The 21,769-nt window shown below is 70.0% G+C and carries 23 protein-coding genes; 10 read left to right on the top strand and 13 right to left on the bottom strand.

The window, feature by feature from the left end:
- Positions 1–38: 38 nt before the first annotated feature.
- The gene (locus B7495_RS16825; protein WP_240632295.1) at positions 39–1,049 is read right to left on the bottom strand and encodes a LacI family DNA-binding transcriptional regulator; all 1,011 of its coding nucleotides are present in this window, start codon (positions 1,047–1,049) and stop codon (positions 39–41) included.
- Positions 1,050–1,178: 129 nt separating this feature from the next.
- Here B7495_RS16825 and B7495_RS16820 point away from each other — a divergent pair, with 129 nt between their 5' ends.
- Genes B7495_RS16820 through B7495_RS16810 form a run of 3 tightly spaced genes read left to right on the top strand, consistent with a single transcriptional unit; the run spans position 1,179 to position 4,158 of the window.
- A complete protein-coding gene (locus tag B7495_RS16820) occupies positions 1,179–2,372 on the top strand; it encodes a Gfo/Idh/MocA family protein (RefSeq protein WP_088457602.1) in 1,194 nt (397 codons plus the stop codon).
- Positions 2,369–3,073: a ThuA domain-containing protein gene (locus tag B7495_RS16815; RefSeq protein ID WP_088457601.1), complete on the top strand. Its 705-nt coding sequence runs from the start codon at positions 2,369–2,371 to the stop codon at positions 3,071–3,073. The genes B7495_RS16820 and B7495_RS16815 overlap by 4 nt, the downstream gene beginning before the upstream one ends.
- Positions 3,052–4,158 carry a Gfo/Idh/MocA family protein gene (locus B7495_RS16810; RefSeq protein ID WP_088457600.1) on the top strand — a complete coding sequence of 369 codons (1,107 nt, stop codon included), beginning with the start codon at positions 3,052–3,054 and terminating at the stop codon, positions 4,156–4,158. The genes B7495_RS16815 and B7495_RS16810 overlap by 22 nt, the downstream gene beginning before the upstream one ends.
- A 55-nt stretch (positions 4,159–4,213) precedes the next feature.
- Here B7495_RS16810 and B7495_RS16805 read toward each other — a convergent pair whose 3' ends face one another.
- Genes B7495_RS16805 through B7495_RS16795 form a run of 3 tightly spaced genes read right to left on the bottom strand, consistent with a single transcriptional unit; the run spans position 4,214 to position 6,947 of the window.
- The gene (locus B7495_RS16805; protein ID WP_088457599.1) at positions 4,214–4,693 is read right to left on the bottom strand and encodes a 2'-5' RNA ligase family protein; all 480 of its coding nucleotides are present in this window, start codon (positions 4,691–4,693) and stop codon (positions 4,214–4,216) included.
- Positions 4,693–6,225, bottom strand: coding sequence for a cell wall metabolism sensor histidine kinase WalK (locus B7495_RS16800; RefSeq protein WP_205748689.1), 1,533 nt, complete (start codon positions 6,223–6,225; stop codon positions 4,693–4,695). The genes B7495_RS16805 and B7495_RS16800 overlap by 1 nt, the downstream gene beginning before the upstream one ends.
- Positions 6,222–6,947: a response regulator transcription factor gene (locus B7495_RS16795; protein ID WP_279327056.1), complete on the bottom strand. Its 726-nt coding sequence runs from the start codon at positions 6,945–6,947 to the stop codon at positions 6,222–6,224. Before B7495_RS16795 ends, B7495_RS16800 begins: the two co-directional genes overlap by 4 nt.
- 221 nt (positions 6,948–7,168) lie before the next feature.
- On the opposite strand from B7495_RS16795, the gene dnaK reads away from it, so the two are divergent.
- The 5 genes from dnaK to B7495_RS16770 are packed head-to-tail and all read left to right on the top strand — an operon-like array spanning position 7,169 to position 12,068.
- On the top strand, positions 7,169–9,037 hold the full coding sequence (dnaK, locus tag B7495_RS16790) for a molecular chaperone DnaK (protein WP_088457597.1): 1,869 nt from the start codon (positions 7,169–7,171) through the stop codon (positions 9,035–9,037).
- Positions 9,037–9,672 carry a nucleotide exchange factor GrpE gene (locus tag B7495_RS16785; protein WP_088457596.1) on the top strand — a complete coding sequence of 212 codons (636 nt, stop codon included), beginning with the start codon at positions 9,037–9,039 and terminating at the stop codon, positions 9,670–9,672. Before dnaK ends, B7495_RS16785 begins: the two co-directional genes overlap by 1 nt.
- Positions 9,665–10,672, top strand: a complete 1,008-nt coding sequence (locus B7495_RS16780; RefSeq protein ID WP_088457595.1) for a DnaJ C-terminal domain-containing protein — start codon at positions 9,665–9,667, stop codon at positions 10,670–10,672. The genes B7495_RS16785 and B7495_RS16780 overlap by 8 nt, the downstream gene beginning before the upstream one ends.
- 8 nt (positions 10,673–10,680) lie before the next feature.
- A complete protein-coding gene (locus B7495_RS16775) occupies positions 10,681–11,094 on the top strand; it encodes a heat shock protein transcriptional repressor HspR (RefSeq protein WP_088457594.1) in 414 nt (137 codons plus the stop codon).
- A gap of 50 nt (positions 11,095–11,144) precedes the next feature.
- Positions 11,145–12,068 (top strand): LysR family transcriptional regulator, encoded by a 924-nt coding sequence (locus B7495_RS16770; protein WP_088457593.1) that lies wholly within the window; start codon positions 11,145–11,147, stop codon positions 12,066–12,068.
- A 4-nt stretch (positions 12,069–12,072) separates the two neighbouring features.
- Here the strand turns inward: B7495_RS16770 and B7495_RS16765 are convergent, their stop codons facing one another.
- The 7 genes from B7495_RS16765 to B7495_RS16735 form a co-directional block, all read right to left on the bottom strand.
- Positions 12,073–12,375 (bottom strand): putative quinol monooxygenase, encoded by a 303-nt coding sequence (locus tag B7495_RS16765; protein ID WP_088457592.1) that lies wholly within the window; start codon positions 12,373–12,375, stop codon positions 12,073–12,075.
- Positions 12,372–13,256: an aldo/keto reductase gene (locus B7495_RS16760; protein WP_088457591.1), complete on the bottom strand. Its 885-nt coding sequence runs from the start codon at positions 13,254–13,256 to the stop codon at positions 12,372–12,374. Before B7495_RS16760 ends, B7495_RS16765 begins: the two co-directional genes overlap by 4 nt.
- Positions 13,257–13,284: 28 nt before the next feature.
- Entirely contained in the window at positions 13,285–14,286 is a 1,002-nt protein-coding gene (locus B7495_RS16755; protein ID WP_240632294.1) for an NAD-dependent epimerase/dehydratase family protein, read from the bottom strand.
- Entirely contained in the window at positions 14,283–15,254 is a 972-nt protein-coding gene (locus B7495_RS16750; RefSeq protein WP_088457589.1) for an aldo/keto reductase, read from the bottom strand. Before B7495_RS16750 ends, B7495_RS16755 begins: the two co-directional genes overlap by 4 nt.
- Positions 15,255–15,347: 93 nt before the next feature.
- Positions 15,348–16,241: a hypothetical protein gene (locus B7495_RS16745; protein WP_151199598.1), complete on the bottom strand. Its 894-nt coding sequence runs from the start codon at positions 16,239–16,241 to the stop codon at positions 15,348–15,350.
- A 208-nt stretch (positions 16,242–16,449) separates the two neighbouring features.
- Positions 16,450–17,394: a carbohydrate kinase gene (locus B7495_RS16740; protein ID WP_088457587.1), complete on the bottom strand. Its 945-nt coding sequence runs from the start codon at positions 17,392–17,394 to the stop codon at positions 16,450–16,452.
- 60 nt (positions 17,395–17,454) lie between these two features.
- On the bottom strand, positions 17,455–18,018 hold the full coding sequence (locus tag B7495_RS16735; RefSeq protein ID WP_088458158.1) for a dihydrofolate reductase family protein: 564 nt from the start codon (positions 18,016–18,018) through the stop codon (positions 17,455–17,457).
- 159 nt (positions 18,019–18,177) lie between these two features.
- On the opposite strand from B7495_RS16735, the gene B7495_RS16730 reads away from it, so the two are divergent.
- Together B7495_RS16730 and B7495_RS16725 are read left to right on the top strand one after the other, a co-directional pair.
- The gene (locus B7495_RS16730) at positions 18,178–19,761 is read left to right on the top strand and encodes a carboxylesterase/lipase family protein (protein WP_088457586.1); all 1,584 of its coding nucleotides are present in this window, start codon (positions 18,178–18,180) and stop codon (positions 19,759–19,761) included.
- Between the two features lie 177 nt (positions 19,762–19,938).
- Positions 19,939–20,322: a cupin domain-containing protein gene (locus tag B7495_RS16725; protein WP_088457585.1), complete on the top strand. Its 384-nt coding sequence runs from the start codon at positions 19,939–19,941 to the stop codon at positions 20,320–20,322.
- On the opposite strand, the gene B7495_RS16720 is transcribed toward B7495_RS16725, so the two are convergent.
- Together B7495_RS16720 and B7495_RS16715 are read right to left on the bottom strand one after the other, a co-directional pair.
- Positions 20,319–20,819, bottom strand: coding sequence for a glutathione peroxidase (locus B7495_RS16720; protein ID WP_088457584.1), 501 nt, complete (start codon positions 20,817–20,819; stop codon positions 20,319–20,321). The two genes, B7495_RS16725 and B7495_RS16720, sit on opposite strands and share 4 nt — an antisense overlap.
- Positions 20,820–20,896: 77 nt before the next feature.
- Positions 20,897–21,769, bottom strand: coding sequence for a DUF1206 domain-containing protein (locus B7495_RS16715; RefSeq protein ID WP_088457583.1), 873 nt, complete (start codon positions 21,767–21,769; stop codon positions 20,897–20,899).

The raw sequence follows: 21,769 nt of genomic DNA, 5'->3' as shown, positions 1-21,769 counted from the left end.
GCCGTGACTTTCGCACCGAAAACCCGAGGTTTTAGCGCTCAACGCACAGTTCGCGGAGGGGTGGCGAGGGTGGACTGGCGCAACACGAGCCGGGTCGGCAGCTCGATCCTGTCGAAGTGCTCCCCGCCGCGGGCGCGCATTTCGTGCACGAGGGCCACCGCGCGGGCGGCCATCGCCCCCAGCGGCTGGTGCACGCTGGTCAGCGGAGGTGACGCCACAATGGAGCGCGGTTCGTCGTCGAAGCCGATCACACTGATGTCCGCGGGAATGCGCAGCCCGGCCCGCCGGGCCGCGGGGTACACCGCCAGGGCCATGGCGTCGTTGCAGGCGAAGACGCCCACCGGGGTGCGGTCACCGGAGAACAGGTCGGGGATCGCGGTGCTGAGACCAGCGCCGTCCCAGCCCACGTCCACGCGCGTGACCGGGGCGCCGGGCGCGTGCTCGGCGATCGCGCGGCGGAAGCCCTCCTCGCGAGCCTTGCCGAACCTGAACCGCGGGGTGCCGGTGATCACGGCGAAGCGGCCGAGGCCCGTGGCGGCCAGGTGCGCGCCGGCGTCGTAACCGCCCTGGTGGTCGGTCGTGCCCACGCTGGCCAGCTCGCCGTTGGGGTCGGACCGCGGGTCCAGCAACACCAGGGGGATCCTCAGCCCCCGCAGCTCGGTGAGTTGCCGACGGGTGGGCCTGATGAGGCCCAGGATCACGCCGGACGGCCGGCGGGTGGCGACCCGCGCGGGCCAGTCGTCGGCGGGGTCGTCCCGCTCGAGGGTGAGCACGAGGTCGTAGCCGTGCTCGAAGGCACTGCGCCGCGCACCCGCCGTGACCTCGTCGGTCCAGGCATCGTCGAAGGAGCCGAGCACGAGCTCGATCAATCGCGTGTCCAGGGTGCTGGGCCGTCCGCGCGACGACGTGCCCCGGTCGTAGCCCAGCGCGGTCGCGGCCGCCAGAACCCGTTCCCGGGTGGCCAGACCCAGTTCGCCGCGCCCGGCCAGGGCGCGTGAGGCCGTGGCGATGGACACTCCCGCTCGCTCGGCGACATCACTGAGTGTCACCCGTGCCGTTTCGCCCATCACCCTGCCTCCTCCCACCATTTTTGCGCAAAAAAGTGCCGGGGTGGTGCTGGTGCTGCCATCCTCGCAGAGGACAAGCGTCCGACGATGGTGTCGACTGAAGGAGCGCGAATGGCAGACCAGACCCCGCTGCGGGTGGCGTTGATCGGAACCGCGTTCATGGGCGCGGCCCATTCGCAGGCCTGGCGCACGGCGCCGAGGTTCTTCGACCTTCCCCGAGAACCCGAAATGGCGCTGCTCGTGGGCCGGTCCGCTGACACCACCGCCGCGCAGGCCACAAAACTGGGCTGGCAGGAGTGGTCGACCGACTGGCGCGAAGCCGTCTCCCGCGACGACATCGACGTCATCGACATCTGCACTCCGGGTGACACCCACGCCGAGATCGCCCTGGCCGCCCTCGCGGCCGGCAAGCACGTGCTGTGCGAGAAGCCGCTGGCCAATTCCGTGGCTGAAGCCGTGGCGATGGCCGACGCCGCCGAGCAGGCCGCCCAGTCCGGCGTGCTGTCGATGTGCGGCTTCAGCTACCGCCGCACGCCGGCGCTGGCGCTGGCCCGCCGGTTCATCGCCGAGGGCCGGTTGGGCGCTATCCGGCACGTGCGGGCTGACTACCTGCAGGATTGGCTGAGCGATCCGGCGGCCCCGCTCAGCTGGCGGCTGGACAAGGCCAAGGCCGGCTCCGGGGCGCTCGGCGACATCGGCGCCCACAGCATCGACACCGCGCAATGGCTCACCGGCGAGAGCATCACCGAGGTCTCTGCGACCCTGCGCACCTTTGTCACCGAACGTCCGCAGCGCGGCGCGGCGGCCGGACTCGGCGGTGTCGCCGACCCCGACGCGGCCCGCGGGCCGGTCACGGTCGACGATGCGATGGCGTTCACCGCCACCTTCTCCGGCGGGGCCCTGGGAGTGTTCGAGGCCACCCGGATGGCCACCGGCCGTCGCAACGCGAACCGCATCGAGATCAACGGTGAGAGCGGATCGATAGCCTTCGACTTCGAGCGGATGAACGAACTCGAGTACTTCGACGGCCGCGGTACCGACCCCGAGGCCGAGGGTTTCCGCCGCATCGTCGTCACCGATCCCGTGCATCCCTACGTCGCCAACTGGTGGCCCACCGGGCACGGCCTCGGCTACGAGCACCTGTTCACCCACCAGATTGTCGATTTCGTGACCGCCATCGGCGCCGGAACCGCGCCCTCGCCGGGCTTCGTCGAGGCGCTCGATGTTCAACGGGTACTCGCCGCGGTCGAGGCGAGCGCCAAGGCCAGATCCCAGACGACGCCCGTGGAACGGAGAACCGCATGACCCAGCACAACGCCCTGATCGTTCGAGGAGGCTGGGACGGCCACCACCCCGTCGCCGCCACGGCGATGTTCCTACCGTTCCTCGCCGCACACGACTACTCGGTGCAGATCGAGGAGTCACCCGAGATCTACGCCGACGCCGAGCAGATGGCCCGGTTCGACCTCATCGTGCAGAGCGTCACGATGAGTGAGATCAGCGGCGACCAGGTCGCGGGACTTCGCGCGGCGGTGGCCGCCGGCACCGGTCTCACGGGCTGGCACGGCGGCATCGCCGACTCCTTCCGGGCCTCCGCCGACTACCTGCAGCTGATCGGCGGACAGTTCGCCACCCACCCGGGCAAACCGCCCGCGGACCGGGTCGATGGCGCGCAGGAGAACAACTACCTGGACTACACGGTGCAGATGACGCCGCTCGGCCGGGAGCATCCGATCACCGCCGGCCTCGCCGACTTCGACCTGTGCACCGAGCAGTACTGGGTGCTGCACGACGACCTCATCGATGTGCTCGCCACGACGACCCATCCGGCGCCCGACTGGGAGCCCTGGCACCGGCCCATCACCTCGCCGGCGGTGTGGACCCGGCTCTGGGGCACGGGTCGCCTATGCGTCAGCACCGCGGGGCACAGCCCGGAGGTTCTCGCCGACCCCAACGTACGCACCATCATCGAAAGGGGCATGCTGTGGGCCACCCGCACCGCCTAGGAATCGTAGGCCTGGGCAACATCTCGGCCGCCTACCTCGACACTCTCGCCGACAGCGCCCAGATCCGGATCACGGCGGTCGCCGACCTCGACACGGCCCGGGCCCGCACCCTGGCCGACCGGCTGCCGCACGCGCGAGCCCTGTCGGTGTCCGAGCTGGTCGCCAGCGACGAGGTCGACACCGTGCTGAACCTCACCATCCCGGCCGCGCACGCCGAGATCGCGCTGACCGCGATCGGCCACGGCAAGAACGTCTACGGGGAGAAGCCGCTGGCCGCCCGGATGGCCGACGCCCGCGAGATCGTTGCCGCGGCGCTTGCCGCCGGGGTGGGCCTGGGCAGCGCGCCGGACACCGTTCTGGGTACCGGGGTGCAGACCGCTCGTCACGCGATCGACGACGGCCTGATCGGGCGCCCGCTGGCCGCATCCGCCGTCATGGTGACAGCGGGGCACGAACGCTGGCACCCCAGCCCCGACTTCTACTACCAGAGCGGCGGCGGCCCGCTGCTGGACATGGGCCCGTACTACGTGGCCGCCCTGGTGCACCTGCTCGGGCCGGTGCGCTCGGTCACCGGCGCGGCCAGCCGGCTGCGGGGCACGCGCACGATCACGCAGGGCCCGCGGGCCGGCGCGGTGATCCCGGTCGACGTCGACACGCACATCACCGGGGTGCTCGAGCACGACAGTGGCGCCCTGTCCACGATCACGACGAGCTTCGACGGCGCCGCCACCGACGCGGCCCCCCTCGAGGTGCACGGTGAGAACGGCACCCTCTCGGCGCCAGACCCGAACCGGTTCGACGGCGAGACGCGCTTCTTCGAGCTCGGGGCCACCCAGTGGCGGCCCCTGCCGACGGCGGCCGGTTACCTGGACAGCGCCCGCGGTATCGGCCTGCTCGACTTCATCGCGGCCGGCCCCGACCGTGCGGCCCGCGCGAACGGTGACATCGCGCTGCATTCCCTCGACGTGATGACCTCGCTGCTGCAGTCGGCCGCCGAGGGGCGCCGGCTCGAGCTGACCACGACGACCGAGCGTCCCCTCGCGGTGCCGCTGACCGCCCGGGAGGTCTGGTCGCCGCGCGAGTGACACCTCGCGGACGGTGAGTCAAGCCCCGAAACCCTCTGGTTTCGGGGCTTTTCTCTCAGCTCGCGAAACTGGTGGCGGCCAGGACCGTGCGGCCGGCCTCGTGTGTTCGGGGGAGCATGTCCACCAGGGCGATTTGACCGAGGGTGAGGGACTGGCCGGGGTGAAGGCGGGCGGGCGGCTTGTGCGTCACATGGGCGCGGAAGCCGTCGCCGGTGAAGGCCGGTTCGTCTGGAGCGGCGGCGAACGGCCGCAGGGTGTCCACCAGGGTGTGGTGCAGCCGGGTGAGTCCCTCGTGCGGGAGCAGCATTGTGACGGGGATGGTGTGCCGCCGCCCGAACAGCGCGTCCTCGCCGGCGACGACGGTGAGCGGCGCCTGGTTCTCGACGGCGAGACGGATGGCGTGGCCGACGTCGCCGGGGTCGGCATCCGTGAGAAACGGCGCCAGCACCGTGACGTGCAGGGGCCATTCGGCCACGGCGAAGCCGGCGCCCACGCGCAGCGGCACCACGGGGAGCACCACCACCAGTCGGGGCATCACGGGCGCCGGGTGCCCGGGGTGGGCAGGGTGACTGTGAAGGCGGTGCCCGCGGGGGAGGACCGCACCCGGATGGTGCCTCCGTGCGCCTCGGCGATCGACAGGGCGATCGCCAGGCCCAGGCCGGTGCTGCGGGGGCCGCCGGACACCTGGGTCCTGGAGGCATCGCCGCGCGCGAAGCGTTCGAAGATCACCGGCAGCAGATCCGCGGTGATGCCCGGCCCGTCATCCTGCACGCTCAGCTGCACCGGCATGCCGGGCGAGCCCACCCGCAGCCGGGCGGTCACGCTGCTGGCGGGCGGGGTGTGCACCCTGGCGTTGGAGAGCAGATTCGCCACCAGCTGGTGCAGGCGTTCCCGGTCGCCGCGCACGACCACGGCAGTGTCCGGCACCTCGGCGAGCCAGCTGTGCGACGGCGCGGATGCCCTGGCGTCGTTCACCGCGGTCAGCAGCAGGTCGGCGAGGTCCACGTCTTCCACGTGCAGGTCCTGGCCCTCGTCGAGACGGGCGAGCAGCAGCAGGTCACTCACGAGCGAGCTCATCCGCCGAGCCTCGGATTCGATCCGGGCGAGCGAGTACTCGGTGATCTCGGGCAGCTCGGCGCTGTCCTGCCGGGTCAGTTCGGCGTAGCCCTGGATGGCCGCGAGCGGGGTGCGCAGCTCGTGGGAGGCATCCGTGACGAACCGGCGCATCCGCCGGTCGGTGGCGGCCCGCACGCTGAGGGCGGTGTCGACGTGGTCGAGCAGTTGGTTGAGGGCTTCACCCACCTTGCCCGTCTCGGTGCGGGGATCGGTGTCTGCGGCCGCGAGGCGGGTGGAGATGCCGTGGTCGCCCACGGCCAACGGCAGCGCGGTCACCTCGACGGCGGTCTCGACCACCCGGGCCAGGGGGCGCAGGGCGAGTCGCACGACCAGAATCGTGCCCAGCACGGTTCCGGCCAGCGCCAGCACCGTGAAGACGGCGATGGCCAGGCCCTGGCGCAACAACGCCATCTCGGCGGCCTCGAGCGGTACGCCGGCCACCAGCAGCTCGCCGTCGTTGACGGCTGTCGCGACGCGGTAACTGCCGAGGTCGCCCAGGTTCAGGCTTCGGTTCTCGCCGTCCGACTCCAGATCGGTGACGGCAAGCTCGATCGCCTCGATCGCGTCGGTCGAGAGCACAACGGCGCCGGTGCCCGAGAACAGGGCGGAGTCGGCGACCACACCATCAGCGACGACCGCGATCACTGTGCCACGCCCGTGCCCGACAAAATCGACGAAGGACTTGGCCACGCCGCCGCCGTGCCCGTGCCCGCCGACGGCGGGCGGACCCCGGTACTTGTCGACAGACTGGCTCAGCGCCGACAGCGACGCCGTGAGCTGGGCATCGGCCACGGTGTTCGTGGAGGTGCTCAACACGGCGATGCTCAGCAGGCCCATGCCCAGAAGCACCGCTGCCACGACGCCGGCGATTCCCACCACCAGTCGGCGGCGGAGCGTCCAGGGCGCCGCTCCGCGCTCGGGGGGAGCCGTAGACGAACCGACCGCGCTCACTCCGCGGGCCTCAGCATGTAGCCGACACCGCGCACGGTGTGCAGCATCGGGGCGCGTTCCGCATCGATCTTCTTGCGCAGGTACGACACGTAGAGGTCCACGATGCTCCCGCGCCCGGCGAAGTCGTAGTTCCAGACCTCGTCGAGGATCTGCGCCCGGCTCAGCACCCGCATCGGGTTGCGCATGAAGTAGCGCAACAGGTCGAACTCGGTCGTGGTGAGCATGATGTCGGCGTCGTCGCGACGCACCCGATAGCTGGTTTCGTCCAGGGTCAGGGTGCCCACCACCAGCGCGGCCTGCTCCTCGGGGACGGCCTGCACGGTGCGGCGCAGCAGCCCGCGCAGCCGGGCCACGAGTTCCTCGAGGCTGAACGGCTTGGTCATGTAGTCGTCACCGCCGGCGGTCAGGCCGATGATGCGGTCGTCCACAGAGTCCCTGGCGGTGAGGAACAGGGTCGGCGTGGTGGAACCGCCGGAGCGCAGGTGGCGCAGCACGCTCAATCCGTCGGTGTCCGGCAGCATGATGTCCAGGATCACGACGTCCGGCCGGTTGTCCCGGTAGGCCCGCAGGGCGGCCTGCCCGGTGTGGGCGACGTCCACGATCCAGCCCTCATAACTCAGCGCCAGGCTCACCAGATTGGTGAGGGTGTCCTCGTCGTCGACGAGGAGAACCCGGATGGCGGAGCCGTCGAGCCGGGAGATCCGCGGGAGCTTCGCCAGCACGGCGCGTCGGCGTACGGAGTCCGCGGCGGGATCGGGTGAGGTCGAGGGCGGCACACGTTATTGTCCCACTTCTTGTGAGAACGCTGGGAGTTGAGCCTCTCCGACTCAACTTTGGCGGCCCCGGCTTGACTTAGGTTTTTGGGCGGTGGCACACTTGAGCCAGCAACACTCAAGTCTTTGAAACAGGCCTTGAACCCAAACTTTGAAGGAGATACTCTCACATGGCTCGTGCAGTCGGCATTGACCTCGGAACCACCAACTCGGTGGTGGCCGTACTCGAGGGTGGAGAACCCACCGTCATCGCAAACGCTGAAGGCTTCCGCACCACGCCTTCCGTGGTCGCGTTCACCAAGGACGGCGAGGTGCTCGTCGGCGAGACCGCCAAGCGCCAGGCCGTCACCAACGTGGACCGCACCATTTCGTCGGTCAAGCGCCACGTCGGCACCGACTGGACCGTCGACATCGACGACAAGAAGTACACCCCGCAGGAGATCTCCGCCCGCATCCTCGCCAAGCTCAAGCGCGACGCCGAGCAGTACCTGGGCGACAAGGTGACGGATGCCGTCATCACCGTTCCCGCGTACTTCAACGACGCCGAACGCCAGGCCACCAAGGAAGCCGGCGAGATCGCCGGCCTCAACGTGCTGCGCATCATCAACGAGCCCACCGCGGCCGCCCTGGCCTACGGCCTGGACCGTGGCAAGGAAGACGAGCTCATCCTGGTCTTCGACCTCGGTGGCGGAACCTTCGACGTCTCCCTCCTCGAGGTGGGCAAGGACGACGACTTCAGCACCATCCAGGTGCGTTCGACCTCCGGTGACAACCGCCTCGGCGGCGACGACTGGGACCAGCGCATCGTTGATCACCTGATCAAGCGCTTCAAGGACTCCACCGGCGTCGACGTCTCCAAGGACAAGATCGCCAAGCAGCGCCTCAAGGAAGCCGCGGAGCAGGCCAAGAAGGAACTCTCCTCGAGCATGTCCACCAGCATCCAGCTGCCGTACCTCTCGCTGACGGAGAACGGCCCGGCCAACCTCGACGAGACGCTCACCCGCGCCCAGTTCGAGAAGATGACCGAAGACCTGCTCGACCGCACCAAGAAGCCCTTCCAGGACGTCATCCGTGAGGCCGGCGTCAAGGTCGAGGACATCGCGCACGTCGTTCTCGTCGGTGGCTCCACCCGCATGCCCGCCGTGTACGAGCTCGTCAAGGCCGAGACCGGTGGCAAGGACCCGAACAAGGGTGTCAACCCCGACGAGGTCGTCGCCGTCGGCGCCGCACTGCAGGCCGGTGTCCTGAAGGGCGAGCGCAAGGACGTTCTGCTCATCGACGTCACCCCCCTGAGCCTCGGCATCGAGACCAAGGGCGGCATCATGACGCGCCTCATCGAGCGCAACACGGCCATCCCCACCAAGCGCAGCGAGACCTTCACCACGGCCGACGACAACCAGCCGTCCGTGGCCATCCAGGTCTTCCAGGGCGAGCGCGAGTTCACCCGCGACAACAAGAACCTGGGCACCTTCGAGCTCACCGGCATCGCGCCGGCCCCGCGCGGCATCCCGCAGGTCGAGGTCACCTTCGACCTCGACGCCAACGGCATCGTCCACGTGTCCGCCAAGGACAAGGGCACCGGCAAGGAGCAGTCGATGACCATCACCGGCGGCACCGCGCTGGGCAAGGAAGACATCGAGCGCATGGTTCGCGAGGGTGAAGAGCACGCGGCAGAAGACAAGCGCCGCCGCGAAGCCGCCGAGACCCGCAACGGCGCCGAGCAGCTCGCCTACTCGATCGAGAAGCTGATCAAGGAGAACGACGAGAAGCTGCCCGACGAGGTCAAGACCGAGGTTCAGGCCGACGTCGACGCCCTCAAGTCCGCTCTCGCCGGTGACGACGACGACGCTGTGAAGACCGCGTTCGACAAGCTCACCGAGAGCCAGGGCAAGCTCGGCGAGGCCATCTACGCCTCCAGCCAGGCGGATGCCGCGGCCGGCGAGTCCGAGACCGCCGAGCCCACCGCCGAGTCGGGCAACCCCGACGAAGACGTTGTCGACGCCGAGGTTGTCGACGACGAGGACGAAGCGAAGAAGTAATGAGCGACGCCAACCGTCCGGACGAGAACCGTCCCGAAGACGAGTCTGCTGCTGCTGCGGGAGTGCCCGAATCGGGCGCCCCCGCGGCGGGCGGGCCGGACTCCGACGCGGCCGCTCCGGCCGAGTTCGTCGACGCGGCTGACGCCGCGGGCATCGAGGAGGACGAGCTGACCGTGCAGGACATCCTGGACGCGGCCGACCTCGAGGCATCCGATCCCTCCAGCGAGCACCTCGCCGACCTCAAGCGGGTCACCGCGGAGTACGCCAACTACCGTAAGCGCACCGAGGCCAACCGGGAGATCGAGCGCGAGCGCGTCACCGGCGAAGTCGTCAAGGTACTGCTGCCGGTGCTCGACGACCTGTACCGGGCCGAGAAGCACGGCGATCTCGAGGGCGACACCGCCTTCGCGACCATCGCGGCCAAGCTGCGCGCCAGCACCGAGCGCATCGGCCTCAAGCCGTACGGCACCGTCGGCGACGTGTTCGACCCCACCGTGCACGAGGCCATCTTCCAGATGCCCACGCCCGACATCGACGTGGAAACCGTCGGCGACGTCGTCGAGACCGGCTACTACCTCGGGTCCTCGCTGTTGCGGGTGGCCAAGGTCGTCGTGCAGGTACCGAGCGATGGCTAGCCAGGACTGGTTCGACAAGGACTTCTACAAGGTTCTCGGGGTGTCGAAGGACGTCTCCGCGGCCGACCTGAAGAAGGCATATCGCAAGCTGGCCCGCAAGTACCACCCCGACTCCAACCCGGGTAACCCCGCGGCGGAGGCGAAGTTCAAGGAGATCAGCGAGGCCCACTCGGTCATCGGTGACCCCGAACAGCGCAAGGAGTACGACGCCGTGCGCGCGATGGGCGGAGGAGCTCGCTTCACCGCCCCCGGGCAGGGCGGCCAGCAGGGCGGCTTCGACGACGTCTTCGGCGGCATGTTCGGTGGAGGAGCCCGTCAACAGCAGGGCTACTCCTACGAGCAGGCCGGCTTCGACGACATCCTCGGCGGAATGTTCGGCCGTGGCGCCCAGGGTGGTGGTGGCCGGTTCGGCACCCCCACCGGAGGTTTCCGAGGCGCGGGCGGGCCGACCAGGGGGCGTGACGTGGTCGCGTCGACCACGGTCGACTTCATCACGGCCACCCACGGCGACCAGATCACCCTGCAGACGCAGGAGGGTCGGTCGATCAAGGTCAAGATTCCCGCCGGCGTGGCCGACGGGCAGAAGATCAAGCTGCGCGGGCAGGGGCAACCCAGCCCGGACGGCGGCGAGAACGGTGACATCGTGCTCACCGTCACCGTGCGCAAGCACCCGGTCTTCGAACGTGACGGACTCAACCTGCGTGTGAACGTGCCGGTGACCTTCGCTGAAGCCGCCCTCGGTGCCACCATCGAGGTGCCCACCCTGGGCGGGCCGCCGGTGAAGCTGCGCGTGGCGCCCGGCACCCCCAGTGGGCGGGTGCTGCGGGTCAAGGGTCGCGGTGTGGTCACCCCGAAGGGCACCGGCGACCTGCTCGCCGAGGTTCAGGTGGCCGTTCCGTCGCACCTGTCGAAGGACGCCGAGGAGAAGCTGCTCGCGTTCAACGAGGCGCTGCCCAAGGAGAACCCGCGCGACGAACTGCTCGCCAGGGCCAAGGGCTGACACCGGTCATGGATGAGAACACCCGGGTCTTCGTGATCAGCACTGCCGCAGAGTTGGCGGGTATGCACCCGCAGACCCTGCGGCAGTACGACCGGATGGGGCTCGTCAGCCCCGGCCGCACGCCGGGCCGCTCGCGCCGCTACTCAATGCGCGATGTGGCCCGGCTGCGGGAGATCGCGGATCTGGGTGCCGAGGGTGTGAGCCTGGAGGGGATCCGGCGCATCCTCGCGCTGGAAGACACCGTGCGGGCCCTGGAAAGCCGGGTGGGGGACCTGGAAGCGGCCCTGGCCGACGAATTGCTCAACCGTCCGGGCCGCCGCGTCTTCGCGGCCGGCTCGGCCGGTGACGTCATCTCGATGCGCGCCGGCACCCGCACCCGCCGCTCGAACCAAGTGGTGATCTGGCGCCCCCTCGACAAGTAGCGAGACGCCGAAGCTCTGGGTGCTGCCGCACTGAGTTGTAGGGTTGCTGAATGGAACTGCGTCAGCTTGAACACTTCGTGACGGTCGCCGACGAACGTCACTTCACCCGGGCAGCCGAGCTGCTGCACATCTCCCAGTCGGGGCTGTCCGCGTCGATCCGGGCCCTGGAGATCGAGCTGGGCACCTCGTTGTTCATCCGCAGCACCCGCCGGGTCGAGCTCACGGCCGCCGGTCAGGCTTTGCTGGCGGATGCGCTTCGCACCCTGGCCAGCGCGGCAGCGGCCCAGAACGCTGTTGCCGCGGTACGCGGCCTCATGCGCGGACGCCTTACCGTGGGCGCCGAACCGTGCCTGGGCTCCGTGGACCTGCCCGCCGAGCTCGCCCGTTTCCGCACCGCGAACCAGGGGGTGGAGGTGCGCCTGCGCCAGCTGGGTTCCGTGGAGCTGATCGAGGGGGTGGCCAGCGGCACCACCGATGTGGCGCTGGTCGTGGTGACCGGGGACACCCCGCCCGGAGTGCGGCTGCACCGGTTGAGCAGCCAGAAGATGGTGGTGCTCTGCCACCCGGACCACCCCGTCGCGGCTCTGGCCGAGGCCGACCTGGAGACCCTGCGCACCGAACCGCTGATCGGCTTCCAGGCCGGCTGGGGCGCGCACATGCTCGCGCGGCGGGCGTTCGCCGCCGCCGGCTTCGAGTACCGGGCGGCGATGGAGGTCAACGACGTGCATCCGCTGCTCGAACTGGTGGGCTACAACCTGGGCGTGGCCATTGTGCCCACCAGCTTCGCGCTGAAGCGGCCCGACGACCTCGTTGCGGTGCCGCTGCCGGCGACCGTGCCCGAGTGGGCGGTGGCCGTGGCGGTCGCCGACGAGCCCAGCCCGGCCGCGTCGGCGTTCCTCGAGCAGCTGCTCGAAGACGTCGCCGCCGCGGCCGCCGCCCTCGAGCCTGTCGACGCTGTCGGCTCGGCGGCCTGACCGGCTAGAGGGTCAGCGGGATCCGGCCGGAGAAGACCGTCTTCACCGGCGGAGCAGCGAGAACCTCACCCAGACGACTGACACCCTCCGGCGTGGTGCGCCAGGCGGCGTAGGCGTCGTGGTCGGCGGCGGTGGCCCAGTGCTCGACGACGATCACGTGGGCGGGGTCGGCGTCGTCGACGATGACCTCGAGTCCCTCGTTGCCCGGCCAGGCGCGGGTCGCGGTGAGGACTTCGTTCAGCAGGGCCGGGACGGTCTCGAGCGCGGCCGGGTCGAGGCGCAGGTCGAGGTGCACGATGGCGGTCATGCCGTCACCGCGGCGTCGTTCAGAGCGGCCGACAGGGTGGCGAGTTCCTCGTCTGACAGGGTCAGGTCGGCTGCGCGGACCGAGTCACGGATGCTCTCGGGTCGGCTCGCACCGGGGATGGGAATCACCCGGGGCGACGCGGCCAGGTGCCAGGCCAGCGTGACGACCTGCGGGCTCACGCCGTGGGCATCCGCCACCCGCTGGAACGGCGCGAAGGCTGTGCCCAGGTCGGCGGCGGACTTGATGCCGCCCAGCGGGCTCCAGGACAGGAACGCGACGCCGAGCTCGGTGCAGAGGTCGAGCTCGGGCCGGCTGCTGAGGAACGCGGGCGAGTACTGGTTCTGCACGCTGGCGAGCCGGCCGCCGAGGATGTCGTGGGCCTCGCGGATCTGCGCCGGGTTGGCGTTGGAGATACCGGCCAGGCGGATGGTGCCGGCGTCGAGCAGGTCCCGGATGGCGCCGATCAAGTCGGCGTACGGCACCGCGGGGTCGGGCCGGTGGTGGTGGTACAGGTCGATCGCGTCGCCGCCGAGGCGCTTGAGCGAGGCTTCGGCGGCCTGCTTGAGGTACTCGGGTCGGCCGTCGACGTACCAGGTGCCGTCGCCGGGCCGCAGGTGCCCGCCCTTGGTGGCCACGATCACCCGCGACGAGTCGCCGCCCCACAAGGCGATGGCCTTTGCGATGAGCGACTCGTTGTGGCCCACCTCGTCGGCGTGCAGGTGGTACGCATCCGCGGTGTCGAACAGGGTCACGCCCTCCTCGAGGGCGGCGTGGATGGTGGCGATGGAGCGGGCTTCGTCGGGTCGGCCCTCGATCGACATGGGCATGCCGCCCAGGCCGATGGAGCTGACGGGACGGTCGCCGATGAGTCGGGTCTTCATAGGGTGTCCAATCGAGTGCTGCGGATGATCAGGAAAGAGTGGAGTGCGCGGTGACGAGCCCGTCGAGGGTGGCGTTCAGCGCCGCATCCACCACCTGCTGGTCGGAATGCGCGTCGTACCAGGCGATCGCCTCGCGGAAGCCGAGCGCGACCGGGGTGGTGCACACGAAGTCGGGCACGAGTGCGGTGACCTTGCTGTTGTCGAAGATCACCGAGTGAGACCGGTCGCCCAGCAACGGACCACTCCACTCGGGGTTGGCCGCCGCCATGGTGTCACTCGCCACGTGCACGATCTGCGGCGCCGGGGCGCCGGCGGCGCGGGCATACTCGGCGTAGATGGCGTCCCAGGGGAGGTACTCGTTCGAGGTGATGGTGAAGCTGTCGCCCACGGCCTGCGACCGGCCGAACAGGCCCACGAGCGCCTTGGCGAAGTCGGTGCTGTGGGTGAGGGTCCAGAGCGACGTGCCGTCGCCGTGCACCACCACCGGCTGACCGGTGCGCATCCGGTGGATGTCGGTCCACCCGCCGAGCAGCGCGATCTGGGTTCGGTCGTAGGTGTGCGACGGGCGGATGATGGTGACCGGGAAGCCCTGCTCCCGGTGCGCCGCCATGAGCACATCTTCGCAGGCGGCCTTGTCGCGGGAGTACGCCCAGAACGGGTTGTGCAGGGGAGTGGACTCCCGCACCGGCAGGGCGGCCGGCGGCTTCTGGTACGCCGAGGCCGAACTGATGAAGATGTACTGCCCGCAGCGGCCGGCGAACTGGGCGATGTCGGCGCGCACGTGCTCCGGGGTGAACGCCACGAAGTCCACCACCACGTCGAAACGACGCTCACCGAGCGCCGCCGCAACCGCGGCCGCGTCCCGCACGTCCACGGTGACCACCTCAGCCGCGTCGGGAACGCTGCGCAGGGCGGACTGGCCGCGATTGAGCACGGTCAGCCGGTGGCCACGAGCCACGGCCAGCTCGGCCGCGGCCGTGCTGATCACCCCGGTGCCGCCGATGAAGAGAACACTGAGTCCGGCGCTCACCAGGCGTAGTCTTCCGGCGCGGTGCGGTAGCCGGGAAAGATCTCGTCTAGGCGCTGGAGCGCGGCCTGGTCGAGCTTCAGGTCAACGGCGCGCAGGCCGGCCTCGAGCTGCTCCATGGTGCGCGGACCGATGATCGGTGCGGTCACCGCGCTCTGGTGCATCAGCCAGGCCAGGCCCAGGTCGCCGGGCTCGGTGCCGAGTTCGGCGGCGAAGTCCTCGTAGGCACCGATGGCCGCGCGGTTCTTCTCAAGCTTGTCGGCGTTGGCCCCGGAGACCCGGCGGCTGCCGTCGCGCTCCTTGCGCAGCACACCGCCGAGCAGGCCGCCGTCCAGCGGCGACCAGGGCAGGATTCCCATCCCGTTGGCCTGGGCGGCGGGGATGACCTCTCGTTCGATGTCGCGCTTGAGCAGGTTGTACAGCGACTGCTCGCTCACCAGCCCGCTGAAGTTGCGCTTGCGGGCCTCGGCCTGCGCGGTGGCGATGTGCCAACCGGCGAAGTTGCTGCTGCCGGCGTAGAGGACCTTGCCCTGCGCGACGGCGGTTTCCATGGCCTGCCAGATCTCATCCCACGGGGTGTCACGGTCCACGTGGTGAAACTGGAACAGGTCGATGTGGTCGGTCTGCAGGCGCTTCAGGCTCTCATCGAGTGAGCGGCGGATGTTGAGCGCCGACAGCTTGCCGTCATTGGGCCGGTCGGACATGGTGCCGTAGACCTTGGTGGCCAGCACGGTGTCCTCGCGCCGCTCGCCGCCCTGCGCGAACCAGCGGCCCAGGATGCTCTCGGTGGCGCCCCGGCCCTGCTTGGAGCCGTAGACGTTGGCGGTGTCGAAGAAGTTGATGCCCGCCGCCCTGGCAGCGTCCATGATGCCGAACGAGGTGGGCTCGTCGGTCTCGGGCCCGAAGTTCATGGTGCCGAGGCACAGGCGCGAAACGGACAGGCCGGAACGACCGAGGTGTGTGTATTCCATACCCTCAGGCTGCTCCGCTCGGAGCCCACTGTCCAACAGGAGAACCGGATGCGATCCAGCACTCCGCCTTCTCAATCCTGGTGAGACCGGTGCTCAGTCGGTGTCGAGGGCCCCGGGGCGGCCGGAATCACTCGGTTGCCGGCTGGCCGTGACGGCGAGCAGGTCGAGCGAGAGCCGCGGGTCCAGGCGCAGGGGCAGGTCGACGACGGCCCGGATTTCCCAGCGCACGTGCAGGTTGCCGATGGACAACGACGGTGCCGGCAGGCCCGCGGGTGTTTCGACCGTGAACGGCAGATCGACCACCGTGCCGGGGGTGAGCATCCCGGCGGGGCCCACCACGACGGCGGCCGTCACGGCTTCGGCGTGCCGGTAGCCCTCGGACTCGCTGGCGTCGGGGTCGGCGACCTGGCCGGGTCCGCCCCAGACCTCCTCGCAGCGCACCAGCTGCACGCGCACGCCCCGGGTCGAGATCTCGTCGCGGGGACGCACCCGCAGGACGCCCGTGAGCGGGGTGCCGGGTTCCAGCACCCGGGAGGACAACGCGATGAACTCCAGGGCGACCTGTCCGAGGTGTTCGCCGACCGGCGGATGGCCGATGTCGGTGGCGCTGGTCTGGCCCCAGGACTGCACGTCGATCAGTCGTTCCCGCTTGATGATCTGACCACCGGCGGCATGCAGGACGCAACGCACAGACCAGCCCACGTCGATCAGGTCTCCCCGCACCGAGGCCGGGCCGTCGGTGGGAATGCTCAGGCTGCCCGACAACACCCGGGTCTGGCCGGCCGGGATTGCACCCGGCGCTTGCACCGTGACCGTGGTGAGCAGCTCGGTGGTGCGTTCGCGGGCGGGGAACACGCCGCCGTAGATGTTGCCGCGGCCGTAGGTGTAATTGACCTTGCGGATCAGCGTCAGCTCGGCGTGCTCGATCAACGCAGGCCGGAGCGCGGTGATGCGTATGGTGACCCCCAGCGAATTACCCTCGATCACCACTCCATCCGTGGGAGTGAGTTCTACCGAGACTTGCACTGCCGTATCGGTTGTTGTGACCGCCATGTCGCACCAAACTTCCTGTTACCCGTTGCCAGAGACCCACTCAATGGGGACAACGTAGGCACAGTAAAGCCAGGGTCGCTGCAGCGTTCAAGGGGATTGACTTGCCCCACGCTGTCTGCATCGGTGCGGTGGAAGGGGCGGGTCAGCGCGCGAACAGCTCCGCCACCGTGGGCGGGTTGGCGCCCGCACGCGACACCGTGATCGCCGCGCTCGCCAGGGCGGTCTGGCCCAGGCGACCGAGGTCGGCGGCGCGGAGGGTGTTCTGCAGGATGGCCTCGGTGGCATCGTTCACGAGGATCGCGTAGAGCAGCCCCGACATGAACGAGTCACCGGCGCCGATGGTATCGACCACGGTCACCGGATGCGCGGCCAGCTCGGCCGTGGCCCCGCCGGCCCGCAGCAGGGCGCCGTCGCCGCCTCGGGTGATGGCGAACAGGGCCACCCCGGCCGCCACGTATTCCCGGGCAATCTGGTCCAGGCTCCGCCCCGGATAGAGCCACGCGGCATCCTCGTCGCTCATTTTCACCACGTGCGCGGCCCGGGAGAGCTCTTCGACGGCTCGCACCACGTCGGCACGGCTGCCCATGATGCCGGGCCGCACATTGGGGTCGTAGCTGAGCAGGGTGCCGGCCGGGGCGCCGGTGAACGCGGTCAACACGGCCCGGCCGCCGGGCTGCAGGATCGCGGCGATCGAGCCCGTGTGGATCAAGGCGCACGGGGCGGGCAGCGCCACCGATGGCAGCTCCCAGCGCAGGTCGAAGTCATAGGTGGCGGCGCCGGCCGCATCCAGGATGGCGGTGGCGCTCGAGGTGGCGCCGGTCGTGACCGACCCCGGCAGCAGGTCGACGCCGGCCGCGCGCAGGTGCCCCGCGATGATCTCGCCGAACGGGTCTGCCCCGATCTGGGTGACCAGGGTGGTCGGCACACCGAGCCGGCCGAGTCCGTACGCCACGTTCATCGGGCTGCCGCCCGCGTGACTCACCGGCTCGGCGCCCGGGCGCCGCACGATGTCGATGAGGGCCTCGCCGATGACGAGGGCGCGGGTGGATGCGGCGATCGAACGGTCAGGAGCACGGTCAGGCGTCATCGTCTGGTCCAATCTGGTGGGGCCGGGGGTGCCGGCGCAGCCCCAGATTATCGTGTGCGGTCAGTGCCGTACGCGATAGCCCAGGTACACCACGCCGTTCCGGAACGCGTACTCGTCCGTCAGCTCGAGACCGAGGTGCAGGCCGTCGGGCACGGCCTTCAGGCCGCCGCCCACCACGATGGGGGAGATGAACAGCTGCACCTCGTCGACCAGCCCGGCCGCGAAGGCCTGTGCCGCCAGGTGCGGACCGCCGATCGACAGGTTGGCGGTGGCCGAAGCCTTGAGCGCCCGCACCGCCTCCGGGTCGAAGCTGCGCTCGATGCGGGTACGCCGGCTGAGTGGTTCGGCCAGGGTCCTGGAGTAGACGATCTTCTCTGCCGCCTGCCAGATCGCGGTGTAGTCGCGCATCACGGCCGGCTGGGCGTCGTCGTTCAGGTGCATGGTTTCCCAGGCCACCATCACCTCATACAACCGCCGGCCGTACAGGTAGGTGCCCACCGAACGCTCCAGGTCATTGACGAAGGTGTGCACCTCATCGCTCGGGGTACTCCAGTCGAAGTTGCCCTCGGTGTCGGCCACATAGCCGTCCAGGGAGGTGATGAAGGTGCAGATCAGCTTGGCCATGGTGTGCTCCTCGCGCGGTGAACGGTCCACGGCGAATGCTCACCGCGGTGTGGCGCATCCATTCTGCGCGCCGGACGCCGTCGGGGCCAGACCCGGCGGCGCTCTGCGCGATAACCTCAATCGCGGTGCACCACCACCGTCTCAGTGAAAGGGCGCCCCATGAACACCGTCGAGGTCACGACAACGGCGGGGATCGTCCGCGGCGTCCGGCGCCCCGGGTCGACAGCGTTCCTCGGCATTCCCTACGCCGCCCCGCCGGTCGGGGAGCTGCGCTTCGCGGCCCCGGTGCCGCACCCGGCCTGGTCCGGCGTGCGGGATGCCGGCAGCCCCGGCGCCACCCCGCAACGAATCGACGGTGGCGACAGCACTCTGGTGCCCGAGCCCAGCTTCCCGGGCGAGTCGACGCTGAACCTGAGCGTGTTCACCCCCGACCCCGCCCCGGCGCCCGCCGGTGCCGGCCTGCCCGTGCTGGTCTACATCCACGGCGGCGGCTACACCTCCGGGTCGGCAGCGAGCCCGTGGTACGACGGCGCGAACTTCAACCGGCACGGTGTTGTCACCGTGAACGTGTCGTACCGGCTCGGCTTCGACGGCTTCGGGTGGATCGAGGATGCGCCGCTGAACCGCGGCGTGCTCGACTGGCTGCTGGCGCTCGCGTGGGTACGCGACAACATCCAGGTCTTCGGCGGCGACCCGGCCCGGGTAACGATCGCCGGGCAATCCGCGGGCGGCGGCGCCGTGCTCACCCTGTTGACGATGCCGCGGGCGCAACCGCTGTTCGCGCGGGCCATCGTCATCTCCGGGGTGGCCACCTATCTCGTGCCCGACCAAGCGGAGCGGACCGGTCGGCGCCTGGCCGCCCTGGCCGGCGTTGCGCCCACCCGGGCGGGACTCGGGGCGCTCACCGAAAACCAGATCCTCGCCGAGCAGCCGCGGGCGACGGCCTTCGCCGCCGGCACCCCCGCCGGCCCGCTGGGCGAGATCGCGAACGCCCTCGTCGCCGGTCTCCCGTTCGGACCGGTCGTCGACGGCGACCTGGTCCCGTTGGCCACGGTCGACGCCGTGCGGGCGGGCATCGGCGCCGCCAAGCCGTTGATGCTGGGCAGCACCGACCACGAATTCAACTTCGCCATAGCCGACCTCACCGACGAGTTGGCCGGCGAAGATGCCGCGGAAGTGCTCGGCCGTCTCGGCGTCGCCGCGCCGTCGGCGCGGGCGTACGCCGCGGCGCACGACAGGCTCGGTACCGCCGAACTGCTGGGCCAGTTCGCCTCCGACCGCGCCATCCGCGGCGTCATGCTGCGGGTCGCCGAAGCGAGGGCAGAGGCCGCCACAACGGATGCGGCGCCCAGCTGGCTCTGGGCGTTCGCGTGGCGCTCGCCCACCCTCGGCGGGGCGCTGCACTGCCTCGATCTGCCGTTCTTCTTCGATGCGCTGGACGCCCCGCGGGTGGCGGCGCTGGCCGGTCCCGCCCCGTCCCAGCGGCTGGCCGACGAGGTGCACGGAGCCGCGGTGTCCTTCATCAACGACGGAGATCCCGGCTGGCCCGCCTGGACCCCGCGCGCCTGGACCACGGAGCCCGGCGACCTGGACGCACAACCGGTGCGCCGCTTCGACGACGCCCCCGCCCCCGTCGACATCAACGCCGACGCCACCGGCACTGGCACTGGCACCGGCACCGGCACCGGCACCACGACGGTCGCCGCCACGTATGCCGACGCCCGCCTGGCGTTCGGTTCCTAGCCGCCCACCGCAACCACTATTGGATGGGGAACAGTCGGTGCTCGCTCACGGAGATCCGAGCCCGGGCTTTCAGGCCTCGCCAGGTGGGTTTAGTCTGGCTCGGTCACGTGCCAGGCACGTCAGGGTGGGCCGCGTGTCCGACCTTCTTGATGGGCCCGCCAGAGTTGGGAAGACACCATGGCCACCACTGCGCACACCCTGCAGGTCAAGTCGCACAGCACGCCTGACGAGCGTCGCGCGCCGGAGAAGACTCTGCTGGAACTGAACCACCTGGACGAGTTCTCGGTCGGCCGCATGACGATGCAGCCGGGCTGGACGTGGGCCGACAACATCAAGCCGACGGTGAACACCGATTCCTGTCGCCTCCTGCACGTGGGCTACTGCCTGTCGGGCACCCTGGAGGTCATGCTCGACGACGGCGCCACGGCCACCATCACCGTCGGCGATTCCTACCTCATTCCGTCCGGGCACAACGCCTGGGTGGTCGGCAACGAACCGTATGTGGCCATCGAGATGCACAGCGCGGCGTCCTACGGGGTGCCGAACTCCGAGAACGGTTAGGCGGCGGGCTTCAGCTCCGCCAGGCCGGACTCGATAGCCGCGATGACCTCGGGGGAGTCGGGCAGGGTGGTCGGGCGGAACCGCTGGACCGCACCGGAGGGCGAGATCACGAACTTCTCGAAGTTCCACTTGACCTTGCCGGCCTTGCCCGCGCCATCCGGCGTTTGGGTGAGCTCGGCGTAGAGCGGATGCTGGGAGCCACCGTTCACCTTCGTCTTCTCCATCAGCGGGAACGTGACGCCGTAGGTGGTGGAGCAGAATTCGGCGATCTTCTCGCTCGATCCGGTCTCGCCGAGGGCGAACTGGTTGCAGGGGAAGCCGAGCACTGTGAAGCCCTGGTCGGCGTACGTGCGCTGCAGCTGTTCGAGGGTCTCGTACTGCGGTGTCAGGCCGCAGCGGGAGGCGACGTTGACCACGAGCACAACCTTGTCGGCGTACTCGGCCAGCGAGGTGGTGGAGCCGTCGGCGGCGGTGAGGGGGATCTCGCGAATGTCCATGCCCACAGAGTACTTCGAAATTGAAGCAGATCGTCGGGCCCTCATCCAACTCTCAGCCTGACTGCGCTGTTCGGCTGTTAGTGCCGCAGGAACGCCGCCCGGGCCACCAGGTACAGTCCGAAAGCGATCAGGCCCGCAGCGACGACGTTGAGCAGGATCGGGCCCGATTGCAGGGTGAGCAGGTAGCGCAGCCCGGCGTCCAGGCCACCCACCCAGCGCACATCGGCGAACACGGCGGCGGCGAGCAGTAGCCCGCCGGTGACCAGGAACGCGATCCCCTTGGTGACGTGGCCGAACACTCCCAGGCCGAGCACGATGACCTTGGTGGGCCCCCAGAGGTAGCGCAGCTCCTCGCGGAAGTTGCGTCGCAGACCACGCCAGACGAGGCCGCCGCCGATGATGGCCACGGTGCTGCCCACGACCAGCAGCAGGAACAGGCCCACGGGGCTCTCCACGATGGCGTCGTCGGCGCGCCGCACCGTCTCGGCGCCGCCGGCCCTGGCGCCGAGCGCGACCGCGAACGTGACGGTGCCCAGCAGCGCGAAGCCGAGGGCCTTGCCGACGTTGAGGCAGCGGCGGAACACGAGGACCCGTCGATTGGGCGCCACGCTAAACGCGGCGTTGGTGCCCTGCCAGAGCGCCAGGCCCCACAACGACACCGTCGACAACCAGAGCACGGCAATGCCGCCGGGGCCGTTTGCGATGGCGCTCAGCGCGCCGAGCTGGTCGGCTTCGCCGGGCTGGCCGTTCGCGATGCGCAGGCCGATTCCTCCGATCAGGGCGTGCACCAGGCCGTTGGCGAGCAGCCCGAGCCGGGCGGAGGCCCGCACCGACCGGCTGCGGTGGGCGCGCCGAGCGGCCTGCTTGAGCCGCTCGCGGGCCTCGACGGCCTGGTCGACGGCGTGATCGACAGCCTGGTCGGCCGCCGGGCCGGCGGGAATATCGGTCAC

It is taken from the genome of Cryobacterium sp. LW097, from assembly GCF_002205495.2.
In the GTDB taxonomy this organism is placed as follows: domain Bacteria; phylum Actinomycetota; class Actinomycetes; order Actinomycetales; family Microbacteriaceae; genus Cryobacterium; species Cryobacterium zongtaii.
This window is presented reverse-complemented; position numbering and strand designations above follow the sequence as displayed.

Coding starts and splice junctions, on each gene's coding strand:
- dnaK (WP_088457597.1), top strand. CDS start 7,169: ATGGCTCGTGCAGTCGGCATTGACCTCGGAACCACCAACTCGGTGGTG.
- B7495_RS16820 (WP_088457602.1), top strand. CDS start 1,179: ATGGCAGACCAGACCCCGCTGCGGGTGGCGTTGATCGGAACCGCGTTC.
- B7495_RS16750 (WP_088457589.1), bottom strand. CDS start 15,254: ATGGAATACACACACCTCGGTCGTTCCGGCCTGTCCGTTTCGCGCCTG.
- B7495_RS16775 (WP_088457594.1), top strand. CDS start 10,681: ATGGATGAGAACACCCGGGTCTTCGTGATCAGCACTGCCGCAGAGTTG.
- B7495_RS16780 (WP_088457595.1), top strand. CDS start 9,665: ATGGCTAGCCAGGACTGGTTCGACAAGGACTTCTACAAGGTTCTCGGG.
- B7495_RS16760 (WP_088457591.1), bottom strand. CDS start 13,256: ATGAAGACCCGACTCATCGGCGACCGTCCCGTCAGCTCCATCGGCCTG.
- B7495_RS16730 (WP_088457586.1), top strand. CDS start 18,178: ATGAACACCGTCGAGGTCACGACAACGGCGGGGATCGTCCGCGGCGTC.
- B7495_RS16785 (WP_088457596.1), top strand. CDS start 9,037: ATGAGCGACGCCAACCGTCCGGACGAGAACCGTCCCGAAGACGAGTCT.
- B7495_RS16740 (WP_088457587.1), bottom strand. CDS start 17,394: ATGACGCCTGACCGTGCTCCTGACCGTTCGATCGCCGCATCCACCCGC.
- B7495_RS16805 (WP_088457599.1), bottom strand. CDS start 4,693: ATGCCCCGACTGGTGGTGGTGCTCCCCGTGGTGCCGCTGCGCGTGGGC.
- B7495_RS16770 (WP_088457593.1), top strand. CDS start 11,145: ATGGAACTGCGTCAGCTTGAACACTTCGTGACGGTCGCCGACGAACGT.
- B7495_RS16725 (WP_088457585.1), top strand. CDS start 19,939: ATGGCCACCACTGCGCACACCCTGCAGGTCAAGTCGCACAGCACGCCT.
- B7495_RS16720 (WP_088457584.1), bottom strand. CDS start 20,819: ATGGACATTCGCGAGATCCCCCTCACCGCCGCCGACGGCTCCACCACC.
- B7495_RS16765 (WP_088457592.1), bottom strand. CDS start 12,375: ATGACCGCCATCGTGCACCTCGACCTGCGCCTCGACCCGGCCGCGCTC.
- B7495_RS16815 (WP_088457601.1), top strand. CDS start 2,369: ATGACCCAGCACAACGCCCTGATCGTTCGAGGAGGCTGGGACGGCCAC.
- B7495_RS16735 (WP_088458158.1), bottom strand. CDS start 18,018: ATGGCCAAGCTGATCTGCACCTTCATCACCTCCCTGGACGGCTATGTG.